This window comes from Kitasatospora sp. MAA19, assembly GCF_029894125.1.
GTDB lineage: Bacteria > Actinomycetota > Actinomycetes > Streptomycetales > Streptomycetaceae > Kitasatospora.
Map to the genome: position 1 here is coordinate 67,783 of NZ_JARXYZ010000006.1, position 21,560 is coordinate 89,342.

The window sequence follows — 21,560 nt, forward strand, 5'->3', positions numbered from 1 at the left end:
CCTGCCGGGTGCGGTCAGACGATGGTCCCGGTCGGGGCGTCGAAGGTCTCGGCCGGGCCGAAGTCGCTGAAGGTCATCCTGGCGACGGCCGCCTTCCCCTCCAGCACCATCCGCTCCTCGACGTAGCGGGTGCGGCCCTGCGCGTCGATCCACTGGTCGAGGTCGATGCCCGTGAGGCCCTGGACCTTCGCCATGGCGTGGGTCGGGGCGGACGCCTGGGCGAGCTGCTCCAGGCCCAGGTGGCCGGCGAGGTGGTAGACCGGGACGCCGTCCCGGGTCTCCATGCCCTTACGGGCGGCCGGCCCCTGGGCGAGCAGCAGCGGGGCGAAGCCGCCGAAGTCGAACTCCGAGGCGCCGGAGGACCTCCGGGTCTTCAGCCAGCTGCCACTGGCGTCGTGACCGCGGATGAACTCGGCGTCGGCGGTGGTGACGAACTCCAGGGTCGTGCCGTCGGCGCGCTTCTGCTCCCGGCGGCCGGTGTTCACCGTGTTGAGGTTCTGCCGCGCCGTGATCACCCCGCCGTCGGGCTCGCCCGTCGCCCGGACCGAGACGGCGTACGGCTCCTTGCCCGCGTTCGCCACGGCCTGCGCCGGGTCGAAGGCCCCCGGCACGGCGGCCGCGACGGACGGCGCGGGGTCGCCGCCGTCGCAGCCGGTGAGCGCGGCCAGGGCGGCGGCGGTTGCGGCGGTGGCCAGGAGGATGCTTCGGCGCACGGTGGAACGGCTCCCTGCGGTGATGGTGGTGCGGGCGGGCCGAAGCCTGCCATGAACGGCGCCCACCTCGAAAGGGCTTTCGGTCGTCGGGCCGCCGGGGCCGCCGCCGGCCTACGGGGACGGTGGCGGGCAGGCGGCAGGCGGGGAGGGCGGCGTGTCGGGTGGCGGACTCCGGTCCGCGACGCCAGGGTGACTGCCGGGGGCCTCACCAGGAAGAGCGAGAGATGCCCGAAGTCACCACTGCGTACGCGACCGGTACCCCGTGCTGGGTCGATCTGATGGCGAAGGACCAGCAGGCGGCGCTGGACCTCTACCGCGACCTGTTCGGCTGGCAGGGGCAGGTCGGCCCGGCCGAGTTCGGCGGGTACGCGGTCTGCGAGCTGAACGGCAGGGCCGCCGCCGGCATCGGCCCGGCGATGGCCCCCGAGGGGATGCCGACCCCGCCGACCGTGTGGACCAGCTACCTGGCCAGCACCGACGCCCAGGCCACCCAGGACGCGATCGTCGCCGCGGGCGGCACCCTGCTGATCCCGGTCATGGACGTCGGCACGCTCGGCAGGATGCTGATCGCCGCCGACCCGCAGGGCGCCGTGTTCGGCGTCTGGCAGCCCGGCGAGTTCTTCGGCGCCCGGGTCGTCAACGAGGCCGGCGCCCTGACCTGGAACGAGCTGCACACCAACGACGCGCCCGGCGCCACCGCCTTCTACGGCGAGGCGTTCGGCATCGAGATCGAGCCCGCGGAGGGCGCCGAGCAGTACTGGGAGCTGCGGGTCGGCGGCCGCACCGTCGGCGGCCTCACGCTGCTCGCCAACGACCCGCCCGGCACCCCCGCGCACTGGCTGACCTACTTCTCGGTCGACGACGTGGACTCCACCGTGGACGCCCTGGTCAAGCGCGGCGGCAGCGTCCTCGCCCCGCCGTTCGACATGGTGGCCGGGCGGATGTCGGTGGTCGCCGACGCGCAGGGCGCCCCGTTCGCGGTGATCAAGCCCGGCCCGATGCAGGCGCTGTAGGCCGCGAGGCGCGTGCGGCGAAGGCCTCGTCCCGCCCGCCCGGGAGCTCCCGGGCGGGCGGGACGTGGAGCGCCACCAGCGGCGCCGCCCGGCGTCGCGCCGACGGGCCCGTGCCAGCTGGTGCGGACGGCCGGGCGTGCGGACGGCCGGGCGCGCGCCCGGGCCACCCGGAGCCGCCGGCCCGCGGCGGCGGGGTCACGGGCGGCGGGCCCACGCGGAGATCATCGGGGCGGTGGCGAGGTCGAGTCGCCCGGTGGCGACGTTCGCCAAGTGGCGGTCGATCTCCTCGTCGGTGGCGAGGCCGTGCCCGGTGAGCTGGTGGCGGATCTGGCGGACCGTCGCGTCCTCCAGGACGGCGCACGCCGGGGAGGTGATCGGGAAGTACGCGTCGGCCTGCACGTCCTCCAGCCCGGCTTCGCGCAGCACCCGGGGAAGGGTCCGCCCGTACGCGAGGTCCGCGCCGCGGGCCGCCATCAGGGTGCGGAAGCCGGAGCGCAGCCGGTTGGCGAGCCGCTGTTCGGGGCCGGACTCGTCCGGGCACAGCAGCGGCTGCAGCCCGGGGTCGGCGTCCTCCAGGAGCAGCCAGCCGCCGGGCCGTAGCGCCTGGACCATCCGGCGCAGGGCCTCGGCGCGGTCGGTGACGTGCACCAGGACCAGCCGGGCGTGCACGAGGTCGAATCCGCCGGGCGGCGGCGGATCGGCCGCCACGTCGTGGGACAGCACCTCGATCACGTCTCCGGCGACGTCCCGGGTCCAGGACACGTCGATGTCGGTCGCGACGACCGTCCCCGTCGGACCGACGCGTTCGGCCAGGCCGATCGGGACGGAGGGGCCGCCGGCGCCGACCTCCCAGCACCGCATGCCGGCGCCGATGCCGAGCCGGTCGACGTGCCGGAACGTCACCGGGTCGAACAGCTCGGCGAGGGCGCCGAAGCGGGTACCGGCCTCCTTCTGCCTGTTGTCCAGCAGATAGCCGCGGTCGTCGTCGTGCTCAGCCATGCGGCGATTCTGGCAGACGGGCACGGGCGCGGAGCCGGCCCCGTGGTGATCACCACCCGGCCTGCGCACGGGAGAATGGACGGATGACCGGCAGTCAGCAGCTCCCCCGGGGCATCAGCGCCCTGATCCCCCACGCCCCCACCACGGCCACGCCCGGCGAACGGGCCGCCTCCCAGCTCCGCCACCTGCGCGAGGCCACCGTCCCCGTCCCGGTCCTGGCCGCAGCCGCCGAGCTGATCGCCGGCCACCTGGACGACACCGACCCGGTCACCCGCGAGGCCGCCGCCACCGTCCACGCCCGCCTGCTCGCCATCCTGGACGACGCCGCCCCCGGCCGGTGACCCGGGCCCGGGAAGGGCGCCGTCCGGGTCCGCGCTTTCGGTCCGGGCGTACTGCGGCGGCCACCGCCCGGCCAGCACGGTCCTCGGTGTCACCGAACTGGCCTTCCCCGGCCAGGCCATCGAGATCAGCTTCATCGTCTTCATCGTCGACACGAAGCTGCCCGCCTGAGCCCGCTCGCGGGGCGCGGCGTCGGGGCGCGGCGTCGGGGCACGGCGTCGGGGCGGCGGGAGCCGGGCGTCCGTAGCGGGCCCGGAGGACCCGCGTCACCGGTCCCCGGTTGCCGTCCGCCTCGCGCCGGCCCTGCCCACCAGCCAGCCGCCGAGCACGGTCAGGAGGACTGCCGCCAGCGCGTACACCGGCAGCCAGAGCGTCGTCGCGGACGCCAGGCAGGTGTTGACGGCGGGTCGGCTCTGGTCGCTCTGTGCGTAGGCCGGCGCGGTGCCGTCCTGGCCGGCCAGGTCACCCAGGGTGGCTTGCGCGCTGAGAGCCGCGTAGGCGCCCAGGTGCGCGCACGCGCGGCGGGTGCCCGGCATCGGGAGGAGCCAGGACCGGGCTGCCGCGTGAGGGACCGGGTCAGGCGGTCTCGCAGAGCCAGGGCGAGCAACCGCCGCCGCCCGAACGGCAGATCCGCCACGACAGGCTCTGCCCCCACCTGCCGGAGGAGACGGTCACGTCCCTCCGGCTGCCGTTGCCGTTGTCGTGGACGAGGTCCCCCTGGCCGGCGGTGGTCACGACGCCGACCACGGCGGCAACGGCGGTGGCAACCGGAACCATCGGGTTCCGAACGGTCCCGCGGTCTCCGCCCCTGCCCGTGAGGCGCCGGCCGGGGCCGGCCGGGCACTCACGGCAGGGGTACCGCCTGCAGGCAGGGGTGCGGCAGGACACCGGCGGGCGCCGTCAGGACGGTGGCCACCTCGCCGAATATCTCGACCCGCAGGTCACCGTCCGCGTTCTCCCAGACGAGGGTTCCACCGGGCCCGACGGCGTCGGTGGCGTGGACCACCACGACGGCCGGCGGCGCGTGTCCGCCGATCGGTCCCGGCAAGGTCACCGCGTAGCGGCGATTGAGGCTCCTCATGACCGGCCTCCCGTTCGTTTCCCGCCCTGTGCCGATTCTCCTCCCGAGCCGGGCCGTCGTACCCGAACGGTGAGCACCGTTCGGGCCCCGATCAGGCCATGACGGCGATCGTGCCGACCGGTATGGCCGACGCGGCCATGGCCGGACCGGGGCTTTCCCGGCCGGCCGCTCGGGTGTGGCGGGACCCGGGGAAGCATCGACGGATTCGGGCTCCCGTGACCACCCTCGGTCACTCCCTGTGCTGCGTGGAGTTCACTCCCGACCGGTTGGTCGACCAGGCCCGGACGGCGGGGCGTCCCGGACCGGGAGGACGTCGGTGGCGCCGGTCAGTTCGAGCATCCGCAGCACCGGCGGCCGGGGTCGGGCCAGTTCGATCCGGCTGCCCCGGGCCGCCGCGCGGTCCTGGGCCCGGAACATCGCGTCGAGCCCGGTGGAGTCGCAGAACTCCAGCCCGGCGCAGTCGATCACGACGACGGCGGCGGGCGCGGCCAGGGCGGCGTCGAGGGCCGCCCACAGGGCGTCGACCGAGTCGAGGTCGAGTTCCCCGTACAGGGCGAGGACGGTGCCCCGGGCCCACGGCCGGGCCTGCACGGTGAGCCCGACCGGCCCGGGGGCGGGGTCCGTGGCGGGCGGTCGGCGGGTCATGGTCTCGGTTCCCTTCGTCTCGGTTCCCTTCGTCCCGGCCCCGGCCGGCGGGTCGCGCCGAGCAGGCGGGGACGTCAGTCCGGGTCCTGCGGGTCGTCCGCCCAGCCCGGGGCGTCGCGGTCCTCCAGTTGCTCGCGCAACCGGGTCAGGGTGGCGGTGAGCAGCCGGGAGACGTGCATCTGGGAGACGCCGATGCGTTCGGCGATCTCGGACTGGGTCCAGCCGTCCCAGAAGCGGAGCTTGAGGACGGCCTGCTCGCGGCGCGGCAGCCGGGCGAGCAGGGGGCGTACGGCGGTGCGGAAGTCGGCGAGTTCGATGCCGGGGTCGCAGGAGCCGAGTCGGTCGAGCATGGCGCTGCCGGTCTCGTCGGCGTCCTGGTCGCGCAGCGCGTCCAGGGAGTTGGGGCGGCAGGCGCGGGCGGCGGCCAGTCCCTCGGTGGTCTGCTCGACGGTGAGGTGGAGGTCCTCGGCGATCTCCTCGGGGTGCGGGAGGCGGCCGAGTTCCTGCTCCAGCCGGTCGGAGTCGCGGACGACGGCCAGGTACAGCTCCTGCATGCTGCGCGGGACCCGGACCGGCCAGGAGGTGTCGCGGAAGAAGCGCTTGATCTCGCCGGCGATGGTGGGGATGGCGTAGGTGACGAACTCGGTGCCGCGGTACGGGTCGTAGCCGTCGACGGCCTTGATCAGGCCGATCGTGCCGACCTGGAGGATGTCGTCCATGTCCTCGGCGCGGTGCCGGAAGCGGGCCGCGATGAAGCGGACCAGCGGCATGTTGAGCTCGATGATCGTGCCGCGCACGTAGCTGTAGGCGCGGGTCTCGCGGGCGAGGCCGGCCAGGCGCTCGAACAGCGCGTCGCTGAGTTCGCGCGCCTCGAACTTGCCCATCGACCGCAGCTCGGCCTCGGTGGGGCGCGGGGGCAGGTCGGGCGGGATGCCGGACCGCGCGACGGCACGGTGAACGGTTTCCGGTGAGGTGGACACGGTTGCTGTCTCCTGGGCATCGGGCGAACGCCCGGCGGCGCCGACGGCTCGTGCTCGCGCGTCGCGGGCTTCCTTCCCGCGGGACCCGGGCCCGGCTGCTCGGAGCGGTGGTCCCGGTGGCACCCGGCGGGGTGCGGGAGCGGCCGACTGGCCTCCGGCGGCCGCTGCACGGTCTTTTTTTACCCGACATACGACATTGAATTCATGTTTTGGTCGGTTTGTCGCTGTTTCTCCGGGTACGCGCGCTCGCGCAACGACGGCCGCACCGAGAGTGGCGGCCGAGCACCAGGCCGGCGCTGTCACACGCGAGGGCCCTGCGGTGTCTTCATGTCGAACACGCACACACACCACACCCACGCACGAGGAGAACACCATCATGGCGCCACGCGTTCCGAAGGCGGAGCTTCCCGTCGAGCTCAGCGAGAACCTGGTCAAGCAGCTCGGCGAAGTGCCCGAGCCCATCGAGGTGGTGTGGCACAGCCCCAAGGTCGCCACGTCCAATCTGGAGTTCTCGGCCAAGCTGGGCGAGTGGGACGCGGCCGACGCGGGCCTCAAGTCGTTCGCGCACATGGCCGTCGCGGCGCAGGTCGGCTGCAGCTGGTGCCTGGACGTCGGCTACTTCCAGGCCCAGCACCAGGACCTGGACCTCACCAAGGCGAGCCAGGTGCCGCGCTGGCGGGAGTCGGAGGTGTTCACCCCGCTGGAGCGGGACGTCCTGGAGTACGCCGAGGCCATGACGAACACCCCGCCGACCGTCACCGACGAGCTGTACGCGGGCCTGCTCGGACGGCTCGGCCCGGCGGCGATGGTCGAACTCACCGCGTACATCGCCTTCGTCAACATGGCGACCAGGAACAACGCCGCGAACGGGGTCACCTCGCAGGGCTTCTCCGATGCCTGCGAGATTCCGTTGGCCACGCGTCCCGAGCCGTCCGGCGCGGCGCCCGCGGCATGACCCGGGACCCGTTCGTCGCCCACCGCAGCCTGCTGTTCACGGTCGCCTACGAGATGCTCGGGTCGGCCGCCGACGCGGAGGACGTGCTGCAGGAGTCCTGGCTGCGGTGGGCCGACGTCGACCGGGCGCCGGTGCGCGACCCGCGGGCGTACCTCGTGCGGACCGTCACCCGGCAGGCGCTCAACCGGCTGCGGACGCTCTCGCGCAGCCGCGAGGAGTACGTCGGCGAGTGGCTGCCGGAGCCGCTGCTGACCAGCCCCGACGTCGCCGAGGACGTCGAGCTCGCGGAGAGCGTCTCGATCGCGATGCTGACCGTGCTGGAGACGCTCGGACCGGTGGAGCGGGCGGTCTTCGTGCTCCGCGAGGTCTTCGAGGTGCCGTACGAGGAGATCGCGGAGGCCGTCGGGAAGTCCCCGGCCGCGGTGCGCCAGATCGCCCGGCGGGCCCGTGGGCACGTGGCGGCCCGGCGGCCCCGGATACCGGTGAGCCGGTCGGAGCAGAGGGCCGTGGTGGAGCGGTTCCTGGCCGCGCTGCGCACCGGGCGGGTGCAGGAGCTGATGGAGGTCATGGCCCCGGACGTGGTCTTCATCGCCGACGGTGGCGGGCTCGCGGCCGCCGCCCGCGCTCCGATCCACGGGGCCGAGCTCGTGGCGGCGCTGCTCGCGCGCCCGGACCGGGTGGTGTCGACCGTGTGGCTCAACGGCGAGCCCGCTGGCCGGGTCGAGCTCGACGGCCGCCTGGCCACGGTCAGCCTCGTCGTGGAGAACGGGCGGGTCACCCGGATCCACGCGGTGGCGAACCCGCGGAAGCTGACGCGACTGGACGCGCCGGCCGAGCTCACCCGGTAGACCCGCCGTCACCGAAGAATTCCTGACGATGCGTCAGGAATCCTTCGGCGGTGCCCGGATCGCCACGGCGCGACCACCCGATCCGGTGAGTCCCGGCGAATCTTCCGCCGCGTCCAGGCCCAGGAGGTAGCCGAGGAGCCGGCGGCGATCGCGGGGGCCGCGTTCCCGGCGTCGCTCTCCGGCGAGGAGGCGCCGCTGGTCGGTACCGGGCGGCGGGCCCCGACCGGTGCGCAGCGAGTCAGGCCGGGTGGGCCGGGTGCGCGGCTTCCGCCGGTCCCGGGCCGACCGGGCCCCCGGAAGCCGTCCCGGACTTTTGTCGGGGCCCTGTCTAGTTCGTTCGCGTCCTGGTGTGGTGGGATGTGCCGGCACGGGTTGATGACGCCGACGGGGGTGCGCGTTGAGGAGTGGACGGCTGCTCGGACTGGATGGGGATGCGGCGCAGCTTGCTGCCGCGGGTCTGGTTCGTCTGGGTACGGACGAGTGGTTGGGCGGGGTGGCAGGGGCGCCGGCGTGGCTGGGGCGGATGCGGGCGGCGTCGTTCGCGGACGCGTGGCTGGCGTTCGGCGAGTCGTCGGCGCCGGGGCTGCGGGTGCCGGCGGGGGCGGTGCTGCGGGCGCTGGTGTTCCGGGCGGCGGAGCTGGTCCTACGGGCGCGGGCGGGGGACGGTCCGGCGGTGCTGGAGTGGCTGGGCGGGCGGTCGGCGGAGGCGCGGGAGCAGGCGGGCCGGGAGGGTGTGACGCACCCGGCCGAACCCGCGGCGCTCGCCCTGGTCTGGCACGGCGTCCAGGCGGTCAGCGCGGACGGCGGGCGGGCTTCGGCGGCGGATCGGGAGTGCCACGGCCGGCGCATCGACGAGCGGGGTGAGGCGTACGTCCGGGAGCGGCACCGCCGCCAGGACACCCTCGCGCTGATGCTGTCCTGCGCCCGGATCGCCGCCGCCGCGCTGGTGGAGCTGAGCGAGGACGACCCGGCCCGGGTCAGCGGGTGGCTGGCGCAGGACGCGGCCCGGTACATGGACTGCGGCGCCCCGGTGCCGCTGTGGGTCCCGGGGCGCCCCGGGCAGCCGGCCGGGTGAGGGGGCGGCCCGGCAGGCGGCTCAGGGTCCGGCTCAGCGGCCGGCTCAGGGTCCGGCTCAGCGGCCGGGCAGGCTGAGGGTGGCGCGCAGGCCGCCGGCGGGGCCGGGGGTGAGGCGCAGTTCGCCGTGGTGGGTGTCGGTGATGGCGGCGACGATGGCCAGGCCGAGGCCGTGGCCGCGGCGGGCGGGGTCGGTCTGGGCGGTGCGGCCGCGGCCCCGGAGGAAGGGTTCGGCGGCTGACCATCGACCCCGGCTGGAGCCGCTCCCTGCGGGCCGAAGTCCAGGGCCCCGGCGGGCCGTTGGCCGTGTACGTCGTCCACCTCGCCTCCGTCCGGCTCACCGTCAGCGGCTTCGCCACCGGCCACCGCAACCGCAACCTCGCCGCGCTCGGCCAGGCGCTGGACGAGGAGCCCCTGCGCAGGGTGCTGCTCCTGGGCGACCTCAACACCGCCGCCGGGGACCGCGAACTCGGCCCGCTCACCAGCCGGCTGAGCTCCGCGCAGGACACCGCCGGCGACGGCTTCGGGTTCACCTGGCCGTCGGCCTTCCCGCTGGCCCGGATCGACCACGTCATGACCCGGGACCTCCCCGCCACCGCCGCGTGGACCCTGCCCGCCACCGCCAGCGACCACCGCCCCGCCGCCGCGCGGATCACGGCGTAGGGCGAGCAGGCGGCGGGCCGGTGTCAGGCGAGGAGGTCGGACTGGAGGGTGACCACCTGGCGGAAAGCGGCGGCCGGGACGCCGTCGGGGTTGGTCATGGTGATGACGGCGACGAGGTCGGAGGCGCCGAGGTAGGCGATGCGGGCGGTCGGGGTGCCCTTGGCGCCCGTCGCCGAGCTCTCCTGGGCGTCCAGATGGACGCCCTCGACGGTGTCCCAGACACCGTGGGAGGTGGTCTTCGCGCCGGGCAGGGCCTTGGAGCGGGCGTCGGAGCGCAGGGCGGAGAAGACGTCCCAGGACTCGAAGGAGGCGCCGAAGCGGAGCAGCCGGATCTGGGTGCGGGTGCCGTCGGAGGCCGTCCACTCCCGGACGGTGGCCGCACGGCAGGCGTCCCGCAGGAGCAGCTCGCGCAGCTTGGCCGGGTCCTGCTGCTCGGCGAGGATCGCGTCGCAGGTGACCCATTCGGCCGGGGCCTGGCCGGAGGGGGCCGTGGACGGGCTCGCGCTCGCGGACGGGGAGGCGGTCGGGCTCGGGGCCGGGGTCGCACTCGCCGACGGGGAGGCGGTGGCTGCGGCTGTGGGGATCGGGTAGAGCGCCGGGGTGAGGGTGCCGCTGGCTTCCTTGGGGGCGGGCAGCAGCAGGTACCGCAGGTCCGCGGTGTGCAGGACGTTCCTGCCCGTCCGGTCCGGCGCGCTGCTGCCGGAGGGCAGCGGCGGCAGCGTCAGCGGCGGGAAGGTGTAGCGGCCGTCGCCCGGGGTGGCCAGGCCGGGGAGGTCGGTGCGCTCGGGGGCGGTGACGGCCAGCGCGGCGCCGGTGCCCGCGAGGGCGAACACCAGGGTGGCGGTGGCCCAGCGCGCCGCCGCCCCGCGCCTCGCCCGGCGCCGGGCGAGGCGGGCCTCGTGCTCCTCAGGGGTCTCCGCGGGGGTCTCCGCGGAAACCTCGGCGAAGGGGTCCGCAGGGGCGTGCGGGGTGGCGTGGTCGGTCATGCGGACGCTCCGGGGCGTGCGAGACGGTCGAGCTGCATGGTGAAGAGGGCGACGATCCGGTCCTTGGGCAGCGGCGCCACGCCCTCGACGTTCATGACCACCAGGAGGTCGCCCTCGGCGGCCGAGCACTCCAGGTAGTCGATCGGCGCGGACGGCGGCGCCGGCATCAGGTAGCAGTGCGCCTCGGGGTGGCCCGGGATCTCCGGGCCGACCCGGAACAGGCCGGTGTCACCGGTGAAGACCGCGGTGTACTCGTTGAGCTTCTGCACCTCCTGCTGGTTGAACTGGCGCAGCTTCAGACCGACCACCAGGTCGCCCTCGCCGGTGCGGTACGTCCGCACGCCGGTGGCCTTGACGTGCAGCCCGTCCCAGTAGGAGCGGAGCTTGTCGCGCTTGTCCTTGGGGATCTGCTGGAGCTCGGCGTCCAGGTCGGCGGACAGCCGCTCGGCGCCGAGCTCGGTGTCGTTGCCGTACCCGCCCTCGTCCGGGCCGAGTTCGTAGCCGGCCGGGACGGGCAGCAACAGGTCGCGCAGCGAACCGAAGTGGTTGCCGTTGGACTTGGCGCCGAACGGCGTGGCGGTCGCGGCCGGGGCGGGCGCGGCCGACGGCCCGGCGGCGGTGGCCGGAGCCGGCTCGTCGTACTGGGTCTTGATGATGCCGATGCCGATGGCCACCCCGGCCAGCGCCGCCGCGGCCGTCGCGGCGCCCGCGCGCAGCAGGCGGCGGGAGGCGGGGCGCGGCGCGGTGGGCTGGTGCTCGGCGGCCGGCTCACCGGCGGTGGGCGGGACCGGCTCGGGGGCCGGGGTCTCGGTCACGGTGTTGCCGGTCACGGTGTTGTCGGTCACGGTGTTGTCGGTCATACCAGCCGCTCCCACTGCTGCTTGGCGAGGTCCTTCACGACCTCGGGGTTCACCGGCTTGGTGTCGAAGACCTCCACCACCATCACCACCGTGCCGCGTTGGGCGAGGGCGCTGCCGTAGTAGAACTGCTCGGTGCTCTCGTTCCAGTGGCCGGGCTCCTTCTCCACCTGGTAGCCGCCGTTGGCGCCGTCGGCGAACGACTCCAGGTTGCGGGCGAAGGCGGTGTACACGGCGGCCTCGTTGGCGCGGTCCGGCGCGTACTGGATCAGCAACACGCGGTACTTGGCGTCGCCCTTCTTCCAGTCCACCTCGGCCGCGCGCCGGAAGCCGCGCGTGTTCAGGTCCTTGAAATCGCGGGCGGCGGTGCCGCTGTGATCGGATACTTCGCCGACCGACATCCAGCTCGGCTTGTCCGGGTAGTCAGCCCAGGCGGTACTGCCGTCCGGGGCGCTGATCAGCAGTTTGACCAGGTCGCCGTCGATGGCCAGCGGCTTGGGCTGCTGGGCGGCGAGGGCGGCCGGGTCGACCGCCTGGGCCGGGTAGGACGGGCGCGCGACCTGGATCGGCGGCAGTGGCGTCGGCGGGCGCTGGGCCTGGACGGCGTAGCCGACGCCGCCGCCGACCAGGGTGCCCAGCACCAGGCCGGACACCGCCAGCAGCACCGGGCGCGGGCGGCGCGGGGCGCGGGGCGCCTGCTCGGGACCGACCGGCGGGAAGCCGGGCAGCGGCGCGTCGAGGGCCGGTGCGCAGCGGAGGGCGTCGGGCACCTCGGCAGTGAACTGCGGTTCGCCAGGAGTAACTTGGGGCTGCGGTGAAGCGGCGGGGGCCGGTGCGTCGCCGGGTGGGGGCAGCGCGGGTTCGGTGGTCACGGGGTGGCTCCAGCGGAGGAGGGAAGGATGACGGCGTCGGGGCGGGCGGTGGGCTCAGCCGCCGGAGGTGAGCCACTCGCGCTGGCGCTTCATCAGCTCGCTCAGCAGCGCCCTGTCGGGCGCGCCCTTCACCTCGACGTCGATCGTGTACTGGACGTCGCCCTGGCTGGAGATGCCGGTCATCGAGCCGGTGAACGCCTGCTGCTTGGGCTTGTGCACGTAGCCGTGGGCGTCCGGGTCGCCGTCGATGTCGATCGGGTCCTGCGACTTGACGGTGTATCCCTTGACGAACCGGCCCGCCATCGCGGTGGAGCCGAAGCGCAGCAGGGTGACGGTCACTTCGGACTTGCCGTCGGCCGTCCGGTACGTCCGGGTGGCGCCCGTCTGGTACCCGTACGAGCCGAGGACGTCCATGATGCCGTCCTGCTTGCCGAACAGGTCGGCGACGTCGTCGTTGCTCATGGTCATCCCGTCCGCGGGCCCGTAGGACTCGCCGCCGGCCGGGATCGGGAGCAGGAAGTAGCGCAGGTCGCCCTCGTGCTTGCCGCCGTTGACCGTGCCCTTGACCGTGCTGGCCGGCTTGGGAGTGGTCGGGGCGGCGCTCGGCACGGGCACCGGGGTGGCGGAGGGGGTGGGGCTCGGGCTCGTCGGGGCCGTGGTGGCCGGTGCGGGTGCGGCGGCGGCCGCCGGGCGGGCGTCCGGTCTGCCGACGGCGACGGTCACCGCGGCGCTGGCCGTCGTGACGGCGAGCAGGCCGGCGGTGGCCAGCACGACGCCGACGGCGCGCGGCAGCCGGCGCGCGGCCGGCTCCAGTACGGCGACCGGCTCCGGTACGGCGGCCTGCTCCGGTGCAACGGCGTGCTGCTCCGGTACGGCGGCCTGCTCCGGTGCAACGGCGTGCTGCTCCGGTACGGCGGCCTGCTCCGGTGCAACGGCGGCCTGCTCCGGTGCAACGGCGTGCTGCTCCGGTACGGCGGCCATGTCGTTTTCGGGCGCGGACAAGGAACTCCCCCGGGAAAATGTGGGATCTCGCGCACGGACTCCCTCGCAAACCGCTCCCCCAGCGGTTCTCCGGACCGTCCATCACGCGTCTCAACAGGGATTATGAGAGACCGTCCACACCACTGCCAACAAAGTTAATCGCCGCACTCCGGTCCAATACTCGATGAATCGGACACGTCGTGATGCAACCGCAACAGGCGCTCCGGGCGTGGTACCGCGGTACCGCGCTCCCTCCGATGATCGGTCCGGGGTACCACGGATCGCGCCGCCGCCGCACCTAGCGTGGAGGGTGAGGAAGGCCGGGACGGTCCGGCCCCGGAGCGTAGGGGTGAGCGATGATCGAGGCGCACCAGCTGACGAAGCGGTACGGCGAGAAGACCGCCGTCGACCGGCTCGACTTCACGGTCAGGCCCGGTACGGTCACCGGCTTCCTCGGGCCCAACGGCGCCGGGAAGTCCACCACCATGCGGATGATCGTCGGACTGGACGCGCCCACCAGCGGCTCGGTGCGCGTCAACGGCCACCGCTACGCCGCGCACGCGGCGCCGCTGCAGGAGGTCGGGGCGCTGCTGGAGGCCAAGTCGATCCACCCTGGGCGCTCCGCGTTCAACCACCTCATGGCCCAGGCCCACACCCACGGCATCCCGCGCGCCCGGGTGGAGGAGGTGATCGAGCTGACCGGGCTGCAGTCGGTGGCCAGGAAGCGCGCCGGGGCGTTCTCGCTGGGCATGGGACAGCGGCTGGGCATCGCGGCGGCGCTGCTGGGCGACCCCGCCACCGTGATGCTGGACGAGCCGGTCAACGGCCTCGACCCGGAGGGCGTCCTGTGGATCCGCAACCTCCTCACCTCGCTCGCCGCCGAGGGCCGCACGGTCTTCGTGTCCTCGCACCTGATGAGCGAGGTCGCCCTGGTCGCGGACCACCTGATCATCGTCGGACGGGGCCGGCTGCTGGCCGACACCACCGTGCAGGAGCTGGTCCGCCAGGCTGGCGGGGACGTCGTGAAGGTGGCCAGCGCCGATCCGGCCCGGCTGCGTGCGGCGCTGGCCGGGCCGGGCGTGGAGGTCACCGGACGGGCCGGGTCGGAGGAACTGCTGGTCACCGGCCTGCCCGCGCGCACGATCGGGCTCAGGGCCGCCGAGCAGGGCATCGCCCTGTTCGAGCTCGCCACCCGCACGGTCTCCCTGGAGGAGGCGTTCATGGACCTGACCAGGGACGCCGTGGAGTACCACGGCACCACCACCACAGCCGAGTCCGCCGCCGCGGGCGCCGGCGCCGAGTCCCCGAGGAGCGCGGCATGAGCACCGTCGCACCGAGCCAGACCCCCGCGGCCGCCGCCCAGCGGCCCGCGCGCCCCGCCTACCGGGTGACCCCCGCGCGCGTGCTGCGCTCGGAGTGGGCCAAGCTGTGGTCGCTGCGCTCCACCTGGATCACGCTCGGCCTGGGCCTGCTGTTCCTGGTCGCCTTCGGCCTGATCGCCGCGTTCCAGTTCAAGTCGAGGATCACCTCGGGCCGCCCGATGGACCGCGACTTCGCCGACGCCAGCGCCCTGAGCCTGTCGCTGTTCGGCACCAACTTCGCCCAGCTGGCGCTCGGCGTCCTCGGCGTGCTGGTCGCCGCCGGCGAGTACTCCACCGGCATGATCCGCTCCACCCTGGCCGCCGTGCCGCGCCGCCTGCCGGTGCTGTGGTCCAAGGCGACGGTGTACGGCCTGATCGTGCTGCTGCTCGGCACCGTCGGGGTGTTCACCGCCTTCCTGGCCGACAGCGGTATCCTCTCCGGCACCCGCGCGGCGATGACCTTCTCGGACGCCGGTGTCCTGCGCGGTCTGCTGGGGGCCGGGCTCTACCTCGCCCTGGTGGGCGTGATCGGCGTCGCCCTGGGGGCGCTGCTGCGCTCGGTGGCGGGCGGCATCTCCGTCCTGGTGGCCTCGCTGATGCTGGTCCCCGGCCTGATCTCGCTGCTGCCCTCCTCCTGGCAGACCCACATCAGCCCCTACCTGCCCAGCCACGCGGGCGAGGCGATGTTCGCCCTGCACCACGACGCGACCACGCTGTCGCCCGCCGCCGGGCTGGTGGTCTTCCTGCTGTGGACGGTGCTCGCCCTGGCCGGCGCGGCCGTGCGCCTGGTGCGCAGCGACGCCTGAGAGACTCCGTGCACGTTCCGGTGCGGTACCCGGCCCGCCGGGTGCCGCACCGGGCCCGTTCTGGACGAGCTGGACGAGCTGGACGAGCTGGACGAAGGTGACGCCATGAGCGAGTACGACACCGCCGCCGCGGGCGCGGGGAGCGACCCGCTGTCGGGGCACCCGGTGTTCGCCCGGCTGGCCCGGATCGGGCAGCGGGCGCGGCAGGCGGACCGCGACCACCCGTGGGTGCTGGACACCGCCGTGGTGGCCGCGGTGTTCCTGCTGTTCTGCGTCCCGGACCTGATCCACGACGGCGGCGAGTGGGGGGCGCGCGAGCACCGGATCGTCTTCACCCGGCCGCCCGTGGCGGCGATGCTGGCCCTGCAGGCGGGTCTGGTGGTGCCGCTGCTGTGGCGCCGGCGGCGGCCTGCGGCGGCTTTCGCGGCGGTCATGGCCGTGTTCGTGCTGCAGTGGTCGCTGGGGGTGGCGCTGCGCGCGGACGTCGCCCTGCTCGTCGCCCTCTACAGCCTGGCCCTGCACGGGAGCCTGCGGCACCTGGCCTGGGCGTGCGCGGCGATGGCCGGCGCCGCGGCCCTGGTCGCGGTGGAGCTGTCCGGCGGGCTGCCGGTCGGGGACGCGTTGTTCTTCCTGTTCAGCGCGGCGACGGCGGCCGTGGCCGTCGGCATCGCGGTGCGCATCCGCCGGGCCCAGCTGGCCGGGCTGCGCGAGCGCGCGGCGCGCCTGGAGGTCGAGCGCGACCAGCGCAGCCGGCTGGCCACGGCCACCGAGCGCACCCGGGTGGCCCGGGAGATGCACGACATCATCGGCCACAACCTGTCCGTGATCGTCACCCTGGCCGACGGCGGCGCGTACGCGGCCGAGGCCTCCCCCGAGCGGGGCCGGGAGGCGCTGCTGCTGATCGGTGAGACCAGCCGGCAGGCGCTGGGCGAGCTGCGGCGCATGCTCGGCGTCCTGCGCGACCAGGGCGAGCAGGACCCCGAGTTCACCCCGCAGCCGGGCATCGCCGACCTCGACGGGCTGTGCGCGCGCATCCGCGCCGCGGGGCCGCAGGTGGTGTACACCGCGCGCGGCGAGCTGGAGCGGCTGGACCGCGGGGTGCAGCTGATGGCCTACCGCATCGTCCAGGAGGCGCTCACCAACACCCTCAAGCACGCCGGACCCGACACCCGGGCGCACGTGACGCTGGCGGCCGAGGGCGGCCGGCTGCGGGTGCGGGTGCAGGACGGCGGTCCGCCCGGCGGGGCCGCGCGGAGCGGGCCGGCGGGCGAGGAGGGGCACGGCCTGACGGGCATGCGCGAACGCGCGGCCCTGTACGGCGGCACCGTCGCCGCCGGCCCCGGACCCGGGGCAGGATGGACCGTGGAGGCCGTCCTCGACCTCACCCCCGACCCGACAGGCAGCCTGACGTGACCACCGTCCTCATCGTCGACGACCAGCCCCTGCAGCGGTACGGCTTCCGGATGCTGCTGGAGAGCCAGCCCGGCACCGAGGTCGTCGGCGAGGCCGCGCACGGCGCCGAGGCCGTGCGCCTGACGGCCGACCTGCGGCCCGACGTCGTCCTCATGGACATCCGCATGCCCGGCATGGACGGCATCGAGGCCACCCGCCGCATCGTCGCCACCGGCGGGCGCTCGCGCATCCTGGTCCTGACCACCTTCGACCTCGACGAGTACGCCCACGCCGCGCTGCGCGCGGGCGCCAGCGGGTTCCTCCTCAAGGACGCCCGCCCGGAGGAGCTCCTCGCCGGGATCCGCGCCGTCTCCGAGGGCGACGCCGTCGTCGCCCCCGCCGTCACCCGGCGCCTCCTGGACGCCTACGCCCACCACCTGCCGGTGCGCCCGCCCGGTACGGCCGCCGAGGACGATCCGCGGCTGAACGCCCTGACCGAGCGCGAGCGCGAGATCCTGGTCGCCGTCGGCCGGGGCTGGACCAACGGCGAGATCGCCCGGCGGCTGGTGCTCGCGGAGTCGACCGTCAAGACGCACGTCAGCCGGGTGCTGGCGAAGATCGGCGCCCGGGACCGGGTACAGGCCGTGATCTTCGCCTACGACCGCGGCCTGAACCGGCCGAACCCGCCGGGCTGACCGGGTCGCCTGCCGACTCGGCGGCGTTCGGTCAGCGGCCGCCGAGTTCGGTGGCGGCGGCGTCGAGGATGGTGCCGAAGACGTGGGCGATGACGGGTTTGGCGATCCGGCGGGCGAGGGCCGCGCCGATGAGGGGGACGGGGAGCTCGAAGCCGGTCGTCCAGACCACCAGGGTGCCCTCGGGGACCTCCTCGAAGGTCATCCGGCCGAGTTCGTGCCGGGCCGGCGGGAAGCTGCGGTCGACGGTGTAGTCGAAGTCGTGCGGGGCGTTGTAGGCGGTGATCCGCTCGTGGAACCGGCCGATCAGCCAGGTGTGCAGCCGCACGGCGCCCACCCCGTAGGGCGCGCCCTGGCCGGGCCGGGCCAGCCGGGCCCGGAGCACGTACGGGGAGCGGGTGTAGTTGGTGGTCGTGGCGCACCAGTCGAACACCTCGGTGATCGGCGCCTCGACGACCCGTCGCACGGTCACGGTCTCCATGGCTCGTCCCTCTTCTCCAGCCGGGCGGCGCGGGTGTCGGCCGCGCCCTGTTCACCGGTGAAGACCGGGCGCGGCCTGGCACCGTGACATCGGACCGCAGGAGAGGGGCCGGGGTCACGGTCCGCCAGGGCGGCCGAAGGTGCGGCGGTAGGCGCCGGGGGTGGTGCCGAGGGCGGTGTGGAAGCGGCGGCGCAGGTTGACGGCGGAGGCGAGGCCGACCCGGGTGGCGATGGCCTCCACCGGCAGGTCGGTCTGTTCCAGCAGCGCGCGTGCGGCATCGATGCGCCGGTGCAGCAGCCACTGGCCGGGGCTGGTGCCGAGTTGTTCGGTGAAGCGGCGGGCGAGGGTGCGGCTGGAGAGGCCGGCGTGGTGGGCGAGGGTGTCGAGGGTGAGGCGGGAGTCGAGGCGGGCGGCGGCCCAGTCCAGGAGGGGTGCCAGGGACTCGTCGACCCGGGCGGGGGTGGGAAGAGCGGCGTACTGGAGCTGGCTGCCCTCCCGGTGCGGGGGCAGGACCATGTGCCGGGCGACCTGGGCGGCGTAGGCCGCGCCGTGGTCACGGCGCAGCAGGTGCAGGCACAGGTCGATGCCCGCGCCGCTGCCGGCGCTGGTCGCGACGTCGCCGTGGTCGACGTACAGGACGTCCCGGTCGACCTGGACGGTGGGGTGGGCGGCGGCGAGTTGGGCGGTGCGGCCCCAGTGGGTGGTGGCGCGGCGGCCGTCGAGGAGTCCGGCCTGGGCGAGGGCGAAGGCGCCGGTGCAGATCGAGACGATCCTGGCGCCGCGGCGGTGCGCGGCGCGCAGCGCGTCCAGGACCGCGGCCGGTACGGGGCCGCCGGGTGGCTGCCAGCCGGGGACGACGACGGTATCCGCGCGGGTCAGGGCGTCCAGTCCGGCGTCGACGAGCAGGGGAGAGCCGATGGTGGTGGGCACGGGTCCGGGCTGGGCGGCGCACACCTGAAAGTCGTAGTGGTCGGGCAGGCCGGCCCGCCGGGTGCCGAAGACCTCGGCGGCGCAGGCGAGTTCGAAGGGCGACTGGGGCGCGTTGAGCAGAGCCACCACCCGGTGGCGGTTCGCGGCGGATGTCATGGCAGGAATGTACCCGAGGATGTCTTTTCGGACTCTCGGCCGGTGGGGGCGGGCGCGGCCACAGTGGTCGCATGAGCGAGAACAGTGAGATGCGGGACCTGAAGACGGTGGTGCGGGTCGAGGAGGTGGCGCCGGTGGACGTGGCGCCCGGGATCGTGCGGCGCAGGCTGCCGGTGACCGGGTACGCGAGCGGCTGGCTGATCGACTTCGCCCCGGGCAGCGAGTGGCCGGACGTGGACGTGCACGCCACCGAGGAGCGGTACTACGTGCTGAGCGGCGAGGTGATCGAGGGGAACGAGCGGCACGGGGCGGGCAGTTACGTGGTGTTCGCGCCGGGCAGCCGGCACCGGCCCCGGACGGAGGGCGGGGCACGGATGCTGGGGATCACCGTGCTGCACGACTGAGGGGGCCTCCGGCGGGAGGGCCCCGGGTGTGACGATGTCGCGGGTCTGTCACCGCTCGGGCGCAGCGGCGGTGTTGGGGTGGGCCGGTGGGGGTGGCCGGCGGGAGGATGGGAGGAGTCGGGGGGAAGGGGGCGGGGTGGTGCGCAAGGCTTCCGTGGAGTGGGGGGCGCTGCACCGGCAGTGCGCGGTGGGCGTGGTGGCGGGGGTGGCAGTGCTGGGAACGGCGGCCGTGCCGGTGGTGTGGGCCGGGTCGCAGGATCTGCCGGGTGATCGGCGGTGGTGGTTGGTGGTGTGCGGGGTCGCGCTGCTGGCGGCCGTCGGCGCCTCGCTGCCGCTGCTGCGTCAGGTCTCCGTCGGCGACTACGTCGTCTCCTGCGTGGCGCTGGTGCTGCTGCTGGTGCTCGCCCTGGGCACGGTGTTCGCGGCGGCCCAGGCCGCCTCCGGCGTGCGGACCCGGCTGCACGAGCCGCGCAGGGTGGTGGCCACCGTGACCGCCTGCCGGACGACGGGCCGCCAGCTGGACGACCAGGACCACGGCCGCGACATCTACGGCTGCACGTACCACTGGAGCGTCGACGGCCGGGAGTTCAGCGAGGAACGGCCGACGGATGAGCTGTATCCGGACGGCCATGAGACCAGGGTGTGGCTCGACGGCGGGCAGATGATCACGGGCCGGCCGAGCCTGCTCGGGATCCCGTTCTGGGGCGTGCTCGCCCTGGCCGGGCTGCTGGGCGCGATCCGGTTCTCGGCGTTCCTGGCCTGGAAGGCCCGCGAGGTGGGCCTGTTGGGGCAGTAGGGCCGGAACCGGGGGTGGCGGGGGCCGTGCTCTGGCAGCATCGGGCGGATGGGGCAACGGGAGGGGACGGGGCGGCGCTTCGTCGTGGGCGCGGGGTACGCGCTGTACCGGGGGCCGTTGGCGGACAGCGTGCTGCATCGGCACGCCGCGTTCCAGGTCGCCGTCGCGGCGGCGGGGGGTGAGGTGACGATCGTGGACGGGGCTGGGGTCCGCCACCGGGGCGCGGCGGTGGTGGTGGCGCCGATGGTGTGGCACCGGATGGCGCCGGTCCGGGAGATGGTGGCGTTCTTCGTCGATCCGCACTGCGCGTTCGCGGACCGGCTGCGGGCGGGGTGCGGCGACGGTGTCACCGTGGCGCCCCAGTGGCGGGACCTGGTGGAGGAGGACGTCCGTCCGTCCGGGGTGCTGCCGTCGGCCGAGGTGGACGCGCGGTTGTGGGCGGCGATGGAGGCGCTGACGGATCATCGGGTCGCGCTGCCGGGGCTGGCCGCGCGGGTGGGGCTCTCGCCGCAGCGCCTGCGGGCTTTGGCGCGGCGGCAGTTGGGGGTGCCGCTGGCGCGCTGGCGGATCTGGCGGCGGCTGGCCCGCGCGGCCGCCGCGCTGGGCGAGGGGCGCACGCTCGCCGAGGCGGCGCTGGCGGGCGGCTTCGCGGACCAGGCGCACTTCAGCCGGCAGATGCGGGAGATGACGGGGTTGACGCCGTCGGTGGTGCTTCCGGTGCTGCGCGACGCGCGCGCGGCGGACGGCCCGACCCCGTCCCGAACTGCCATGCCCTGGCGGGAAGTTCAGCGCCGACCGGCGGTTCGGCCCCGACCGGCGGTTCAGCCCCGGCGGGCGACGTAGAACGACAGCGAGCCGGTGAGCGTCGAGACGGTCTCGGTCTCGCGCACGCCGTGGAATCCGGCCTCGGCGATCAGCCGGGGCAGGATGCCGTCGGCGTTGGGCTGGGTGTCCTCCTTGCCGTCCGCCAGTTGCACGATGCGGAACGCCAGGCGCATGGCGGCCGTGCGCTGGCGCCCGAAGTCGGCGATGACGAGCTTGCCGCCGGGGCGCAGCGCCGTGTGCATGGAGGCGAGGATCGCCTGCTTCATGGGGATCGGGCACTGGTGGAGGACGAGGCTGGAGACGACGGTGTCGGCCGTTTCAGCGCCCACGATGTCGGCGACGGCGTCGCCCATGCCGATCCGCCATTCGGGGGCCACCCCGGCGGCGGCGGCCTTGCGGCGGGCCACGTCGAGGGTGCTGGGGTCGGGGTCGACGCCGATGACGCGGGCGCGTGGTTCGACGCGGCCGAGGAGGACGGCCAGTGAGCCGGTGCCGCAGCCGACGTCGAGGATCACGTCGTCGGGGCGGGGGGCCACGTGCATGGCGAGCAGGCTGCGCCACAGGCGTTCGCGGGTGAGGGAGACGATGGGGTCGTAGAGGCGTACGGGGCCGAGGCGGCCGGCGGCGGGGGTGAAGGCGCGATCGGTCATGCGGGCCAGTGTCGGCCGGGGGGTGTCGTGGCGTCTTGAACGAATCGCTCGTCGGGCAGGG

Annotated in this window: 27 protein-coding genes and 2 pseudogenes; 14 read left to right on the plus strand and 15 right to left on the minus strand. The window is 74.7% G+C overall.

What is annotated here, in order from left to right; all coding sequences use genetic code 11:
* Nucleotides 1-14: 14 nt before the first annotated feature.
* Nucleotides 15-713, minus strand: coding sequence for a hypothetical protein (locus P3T27_RS12065; protein ID WP_280677373.1), 699 nt, complete (start codon nucleotides 711-713; stop codon nucleotides 15-17).
* A gap of 224 nt (nucleotides 714-937) precedes the next feature.
* Here P3T27_RS12065 and P3T27_RS12070 point away from each other — a divergent pair, with 224 nt between their 5' ends.
* Nucleotides 938-1,726: a VOC family protein gene (locus P3T27_RS12070; protein WP_280677375.1), complete on the plus strand. Its 789-nt coding sequence runs from the start codon at nucleotides 938-940 to the stop codon at nucleotides 1,724-1,726.
* Between the two features lie 195 nt (nucleotides 1,727-1,921).
* Here P3T27_RS12070 and P3T27_RS12075 read toward each other — a convergent pair whose 3' ends face one another.
* Nucleotides 1,922-2,725, minus strand: coding sequence for a methyltransferase domain-containing protein (locus tag P3T27_RS12075; protein ID WP_280677377.1), 804 nt, complete (start codon nucleotides 2,723-2,725; stop codon nucleotides 1,922-1,924).
* 83 nt (nucleotides 2,726-2,808) lie between these two features.
* Here P3T27_RS12075 and P3T27_RS12080 point away from each other — a divergent pair, with 83 nt between their 5' ends.
* Complete coding sequence (locus P3T27_RS12080; RefSeq protein ID WP_280677378.1) at nucleotides 2,809-3,066, plus strand: hypothetical protein; 258 nt, start codon at nucleotides 2,809-2,811, stop codon at nucleotides 3,064-3,066.
* A gap of 43 nt (nucleotides 3,067-3,109) precedes the next feature.
* Nucleotides 3,110-3,235, plus strand: a pseudogene (locus P3T27_RS12085) (RidA family protein); the annotation flags it as partial.
* Nucleotides 3,236-3,330: 95 nt separating this feature from the next.
* On the opposite strand, the gene P3T27_RS12090 reads toward P3T27_RS12085, so the two are convergent.
* The 5 genes from P3T27_RS12090 to P3T27_RS12110 form a co-directional block, all read right to left on the minus strand.
* Nucleotides 3,331-3,600, minus strand: a complete 270-nt coding sequence (locus tag P3T27_RS12090) for a hypothetical protein (RefSeq protein ID WP_280677380.1) — start codon at nucleotides 3,598-3,600, stop codon at nucleotides 3,331-3,333.
* Nucleotides 3,601-3,640: 40 nt separating this feature from the next.
* A complete protein-coding gene (locus P3T27_RS12095) occupies nucleotides 3,641-3,841 on the minus strand; it encodes a hypothetical protein (protein WP_280677382.1) in 201 nt (66 codons plus the stop codon).
* Between the two features lie 67 nt (nucleotides 3,842-3,908).
* Nucleotides 3,909-4,145 carry a DUF6296 family protein gene (locus tag P3T27_RS12100; protein WP_280677384.1) on the minus strand — a complete coding sequence of 79 codons (237 nt, stop codon included), beginning with the start codon at nucleotides 4,143-4,145 and terminating at the stop codon, nucleotides 3,909-3,911.
* 252 nt (nucleotides 4,146-4,397) lie between these two features.
* Nucleotides 4,398-4,790 carry an STAS domain-containing protein gene (locus tag P3T27_RS12105; RefSeq protein WP_280677386.1) on the minus strand — a complete coding sequence of 131 codons (393 nt, stop codon included), beginning with the start codon at nucleotides 4,788-4,790 and terminating at the stop codon, nucleotides 4,398-4,400.
* A gap of 74 nt (nucleotides 4,791-4,864) precedes the next feature.
* On the minus strand, nucleotides 4,865-5,770 hold the full coding sequence (locus P3T27_RS12110; protein ID WP_280677388.1) for a SigB/SigF/SigG family RNA polymerase sigma factor: 906 nt from the start codon (nucleotides 5,768-5,770) through the stop codon (nucleotides 4,865-4,867).
* A 376-nt stretch (nucleotides 5,771-6,146) separates the two neighbouring features.
* Here P3T27_RS12110 and P3T27_RS12115 point away from each other — a divergent pair, with 376 nt between their 5' ends.
* The 3 genes from P3T27_RS12115 to P3T27_RS12125 all read left to right on the plus strand — a co-directional run bounded on the left by P3T27_RS12115 (nucleotide 6,147) and on the right by P3T27_RS12125 (nucleotide 8,648).
* Nucleotides 6,147-6,725 carry a carboxymuconolactone decarboxylase family protein gene (locus P3T27_RS12115; protein WP_280677390.1) on the plus strand — a complete coding sequence of 193 codons (579 nt, stop codon included), beginning with the start codon at nucleotides 6,147-6,149 and terminating at the stop codon, nucleotides 6,723-6,725.
* The gene (sigJ, locus tag P3T27_RS12120; protein WP_280677392.1) at nucleotides 6,722-7,573 is read left to right on the plus strand and encodes an RNA polymerase sigma factor SigJ; all 852 of its coding nucleotides are present in this window, start codon (nucleotides 6,722-6,724) and stop codon (nucleotides 7,571-7,573) included. The genes P3T27_RS12115 and sigJ overlap by 4 nt, the downstream gene beginning before the upstream one ends.
* 493 nt (nucleotides 7,574-8,066) lie before the next feature.
* Nucleotides 8,067-8,648: a hypothetical protein gene (locus P3T27_RS12125; protein WP_280677394.1), complete on the plus strand. Its 582-nt coding sequence runs from the start codon at nucleotides 8,067-8,069 to the stop codon at nucleotides 8,646-8,648.
* A 57-nt stretch (nucleotides 8,649-8,705) separates the two neighbouring features.
* On the opposite strand, the pseudogene P3T27_RS12130 reads toward P3T27_RS12125, so the two are convergent.
* Nucleotides 8,706-8,867 (minus strand): annotated as a pseudogene (locus P3T27_RS12130) (ATP-binding protein); the annotation flags it as partial.
* 23 nt (nucleotides 8,868-8,890) lie between these two features.
* On the opposite strand from P3T27_RS12130, the gene P3T27_RS12135 reads away from it, so the two are divergent.
* Nucleotides 8,891-9,310 (plus strand): endonuclease/exonuclease/phosphatase family protein, encoded by a 420-nt coding sequence (locus P3T27_RS12135; RefSeq protein WP_348534094.1) that lies wholly within the window; start codon nucleotides 8,891-8,893, stop codon nucleotides 9,308-9,310.
* Between the two features lie 23 nt (nucleotides 9,311-9,333).
* On the opposite strand, the gene P3T27_RS12140 is transcribed toward P3T27_RS12135, so the two are convergent.
* From P3T27_RS12140 to P3T27_RS12155, 4 genes are all read right to left on the minus strand, one after another.
* A complete protein-coding gene (locus P3T27_RS12140; RefSeq protein WP_280677396.1) occupies nucleotides 9,334-10,296 on the minus strand; it encodes a hypothetical protein in 963 nt (320 codons plus the stop codon).
* Nucleotides 10,293-11,156, minus strand: a complete 864-nt coding sequence (locus P3T27_RS12145) for a hypothetical protein (RefSeq protein ID WP_280677398.1) — start codon at nucleotides 11,154-11,156, stop codon at nucleotides 10,293-10,295. Before P3T27_RS12145 ends, P3T27_RS12140 begins: the two co-directional genes overlap by 4 nt.
* Nucleotides 11,153-11,923 carry a hypothetical protein gene (locus tag P3T27_RS12150; RefSeq protein ID WP_280677400.1) on the minus strand — a complete coding sequence of 257 codons (771 nt, stop codon included), beginning with the start codon at nucleotides 11,921-11,923 and terminating at the stop codon, nucleotides 11,153-11,155. The genes P3T27_RS12145 and P3T27_RS12150 overlap by 4 nt, the downstream gene beginning before the upstream one ends.
* Before the next feature lie 156 nt (nucleotides 11,924-12,079).
* Nucleotides 12,080-13,027 (minus strand): hypothetical protein, encoded by a 948-nt coding sequence (locus tag P3T27_RS12155; protein WP_280677402.1) that lies wholly within the window; start codon nucleotides 13,025-13,027, stop codon nucleotides 12,080-12,082.
* 335 nt (nucleotides 13,028-13,362) lie between these two features.
* Here P3T27_RS12155 and P3T27_RS12160 point away from each other — a divergent pair, with 335 nt between their 5' ends.
* From P3T27_RS12160 to P3T27_RS12175, 4 genes are all read left to right on the plus strand, one after another.
* Nucleotides 13,363-14,328, plus strand: coding sequence for an ATP-binding cassette domain-containing protein (locus P3T27_RS12160; RefSeq protein ID WP_280677404.1), 966 nt, complete (start codon nucleotides 13,363-13,365; stop codon nucleotides 14,326-14,328).
* Entirely contained in the window at nucleotides 14,325-15,173 is an 849-nt protein-coding gene (locus P3T27_RS12165) for an ABC transporter permease (RefSeq protein WP_280677406.1), read from the plus strand. The genes P3T27_RS12160 and P3T27_RS12165 overlap by 4 nt, the downstream gene beginning before the upstream one ends.
* Nucleotides 15,174-15,278: 105 nt before the next feature.
* Nucleotides 15,279-16,586: a sensor histidine kinase gene (locus tag P3T27_RS12170; protein WP_280677408.1), complete on the plus strand. Its 1,308-nt coding sequence runs from the start codon at nucleotides 15,279-15,281 to the stop codon at nucleotides 16,584-16,586.
* Nucleotides 16,583-17,260: a response regulator transcription factor gene (locus P3T27_RS12175; protein ID WP_280677410.1), complete on the plus strand. Its 678-nt coding sequence runs from the start codon at nucleotides 16,583-16,585 to the stop codon at nucleotides 17,258-17,260. The genes P3T27_RS12170 and P3T27_RS12175 overlap by 4 nt, the downstream gene beginning before the upstream one ends.
* Before the next feature lie 31 nt (nucleotides 17,261-17,291).
* Here P3T27_RS12175 and P3T27_RS12180 read toward each other — a convergent pair whose 3' ends face one another.
* A complete protein-coding gene (locus P3T27_RS12180) occupies nucleotides 17,292-17,738 on the minus strand; it encodes an SRPBCC family protein (RefSeq protein WP_280677412.1) in 447 nt (148 codons plus the stop codon).
* Between the two features lie 114 nt (nucleotides 17,739-17,852).
* On the minus strand, nucleotides 17,853-18,824 hold the full coding sequence (locus P3T27_RS12185; RefSeq protein ID WP_280677414.1) for a helix-turn-helix domain-containing protein: 972 nt from the start codon (nucleotides 18,822-18,824) through the stop codon (nucleotides 17,853-17,855).
* 71 nt (nucleotides 18,825-18,895) lie between these two features.
* On the opposite strand from P3T27_RS12185, the gene P3T27_RS12190 reads away from it, so the two are divergent.
* The 3 genes from P3T27_RS12190 to P3T27_RS12200 all read left to right on the plus strand — a co-directional run bounded on the left by P3T27_RS12190 (nucleotide 18,896) and on the right by P3T27_RS12200 (nucleotide 20,867).
* The gene (locus P3T27_RS12190) at nucleotides 18,896-19,228 is read left to right on the plus strand and encodes a cupin domain-containing protein (RefSeq protein ID WP_280677416.1); all 333 of its coding nucleotides are present in this window, start codon (nucleotides 18,896-18,898) and stop codon (nucleotides 19,226-19,228) included.
* Between the two features lie 139 nt (nucleotides 19,229-19,367).
* Complete coding sequence (locus P3T27_RS12195) at nucleotides 19,368-20,024, plus strand: hypothetical protein (protein ID WP_280677418.1); 657 nt, start codon at nucleotides 19,368-19,370, stop codon at nucleotides 20,022-20,024.
* 48 nt (nucleotides 20,025-20,072) lie between these two features.
* The gene (locus tag P3T27_RS12200) at nucleotides 20,073-20,867 is read left to right on the plus strand and encodes an AraC family transcriptional regulator (protein ID WP_280677420.1); all 795 of its coding nucleotides are present in this window, start codon (nucleotides 20,073-20,075) and stop codon (nucleotides 20,865-20,867) included.
* On the opposite strand, the gene P3T27_RS12205 is transcribed toward P3T27_RS12200, so the two are convergent.
* Nucleotides 20,846-21,499 (minus strand): class I SAM-dependent methyltransferase, encoded by a 654-nt coding sequence (locus tag P3T27_RS12205; protein WP_280677422.1) that lies wholly within the window; start codon nucleotides 21,497-21,499, stop codon nucleotides 20,846-20,848. The two genes, P3T27_RS12200 and P3T27_RS12205, sit on opposite strands and share 22 nt — an antisense overlap.
* Nucleotides 21,500-21,560 lie beyond the last annotated feature (61 nt).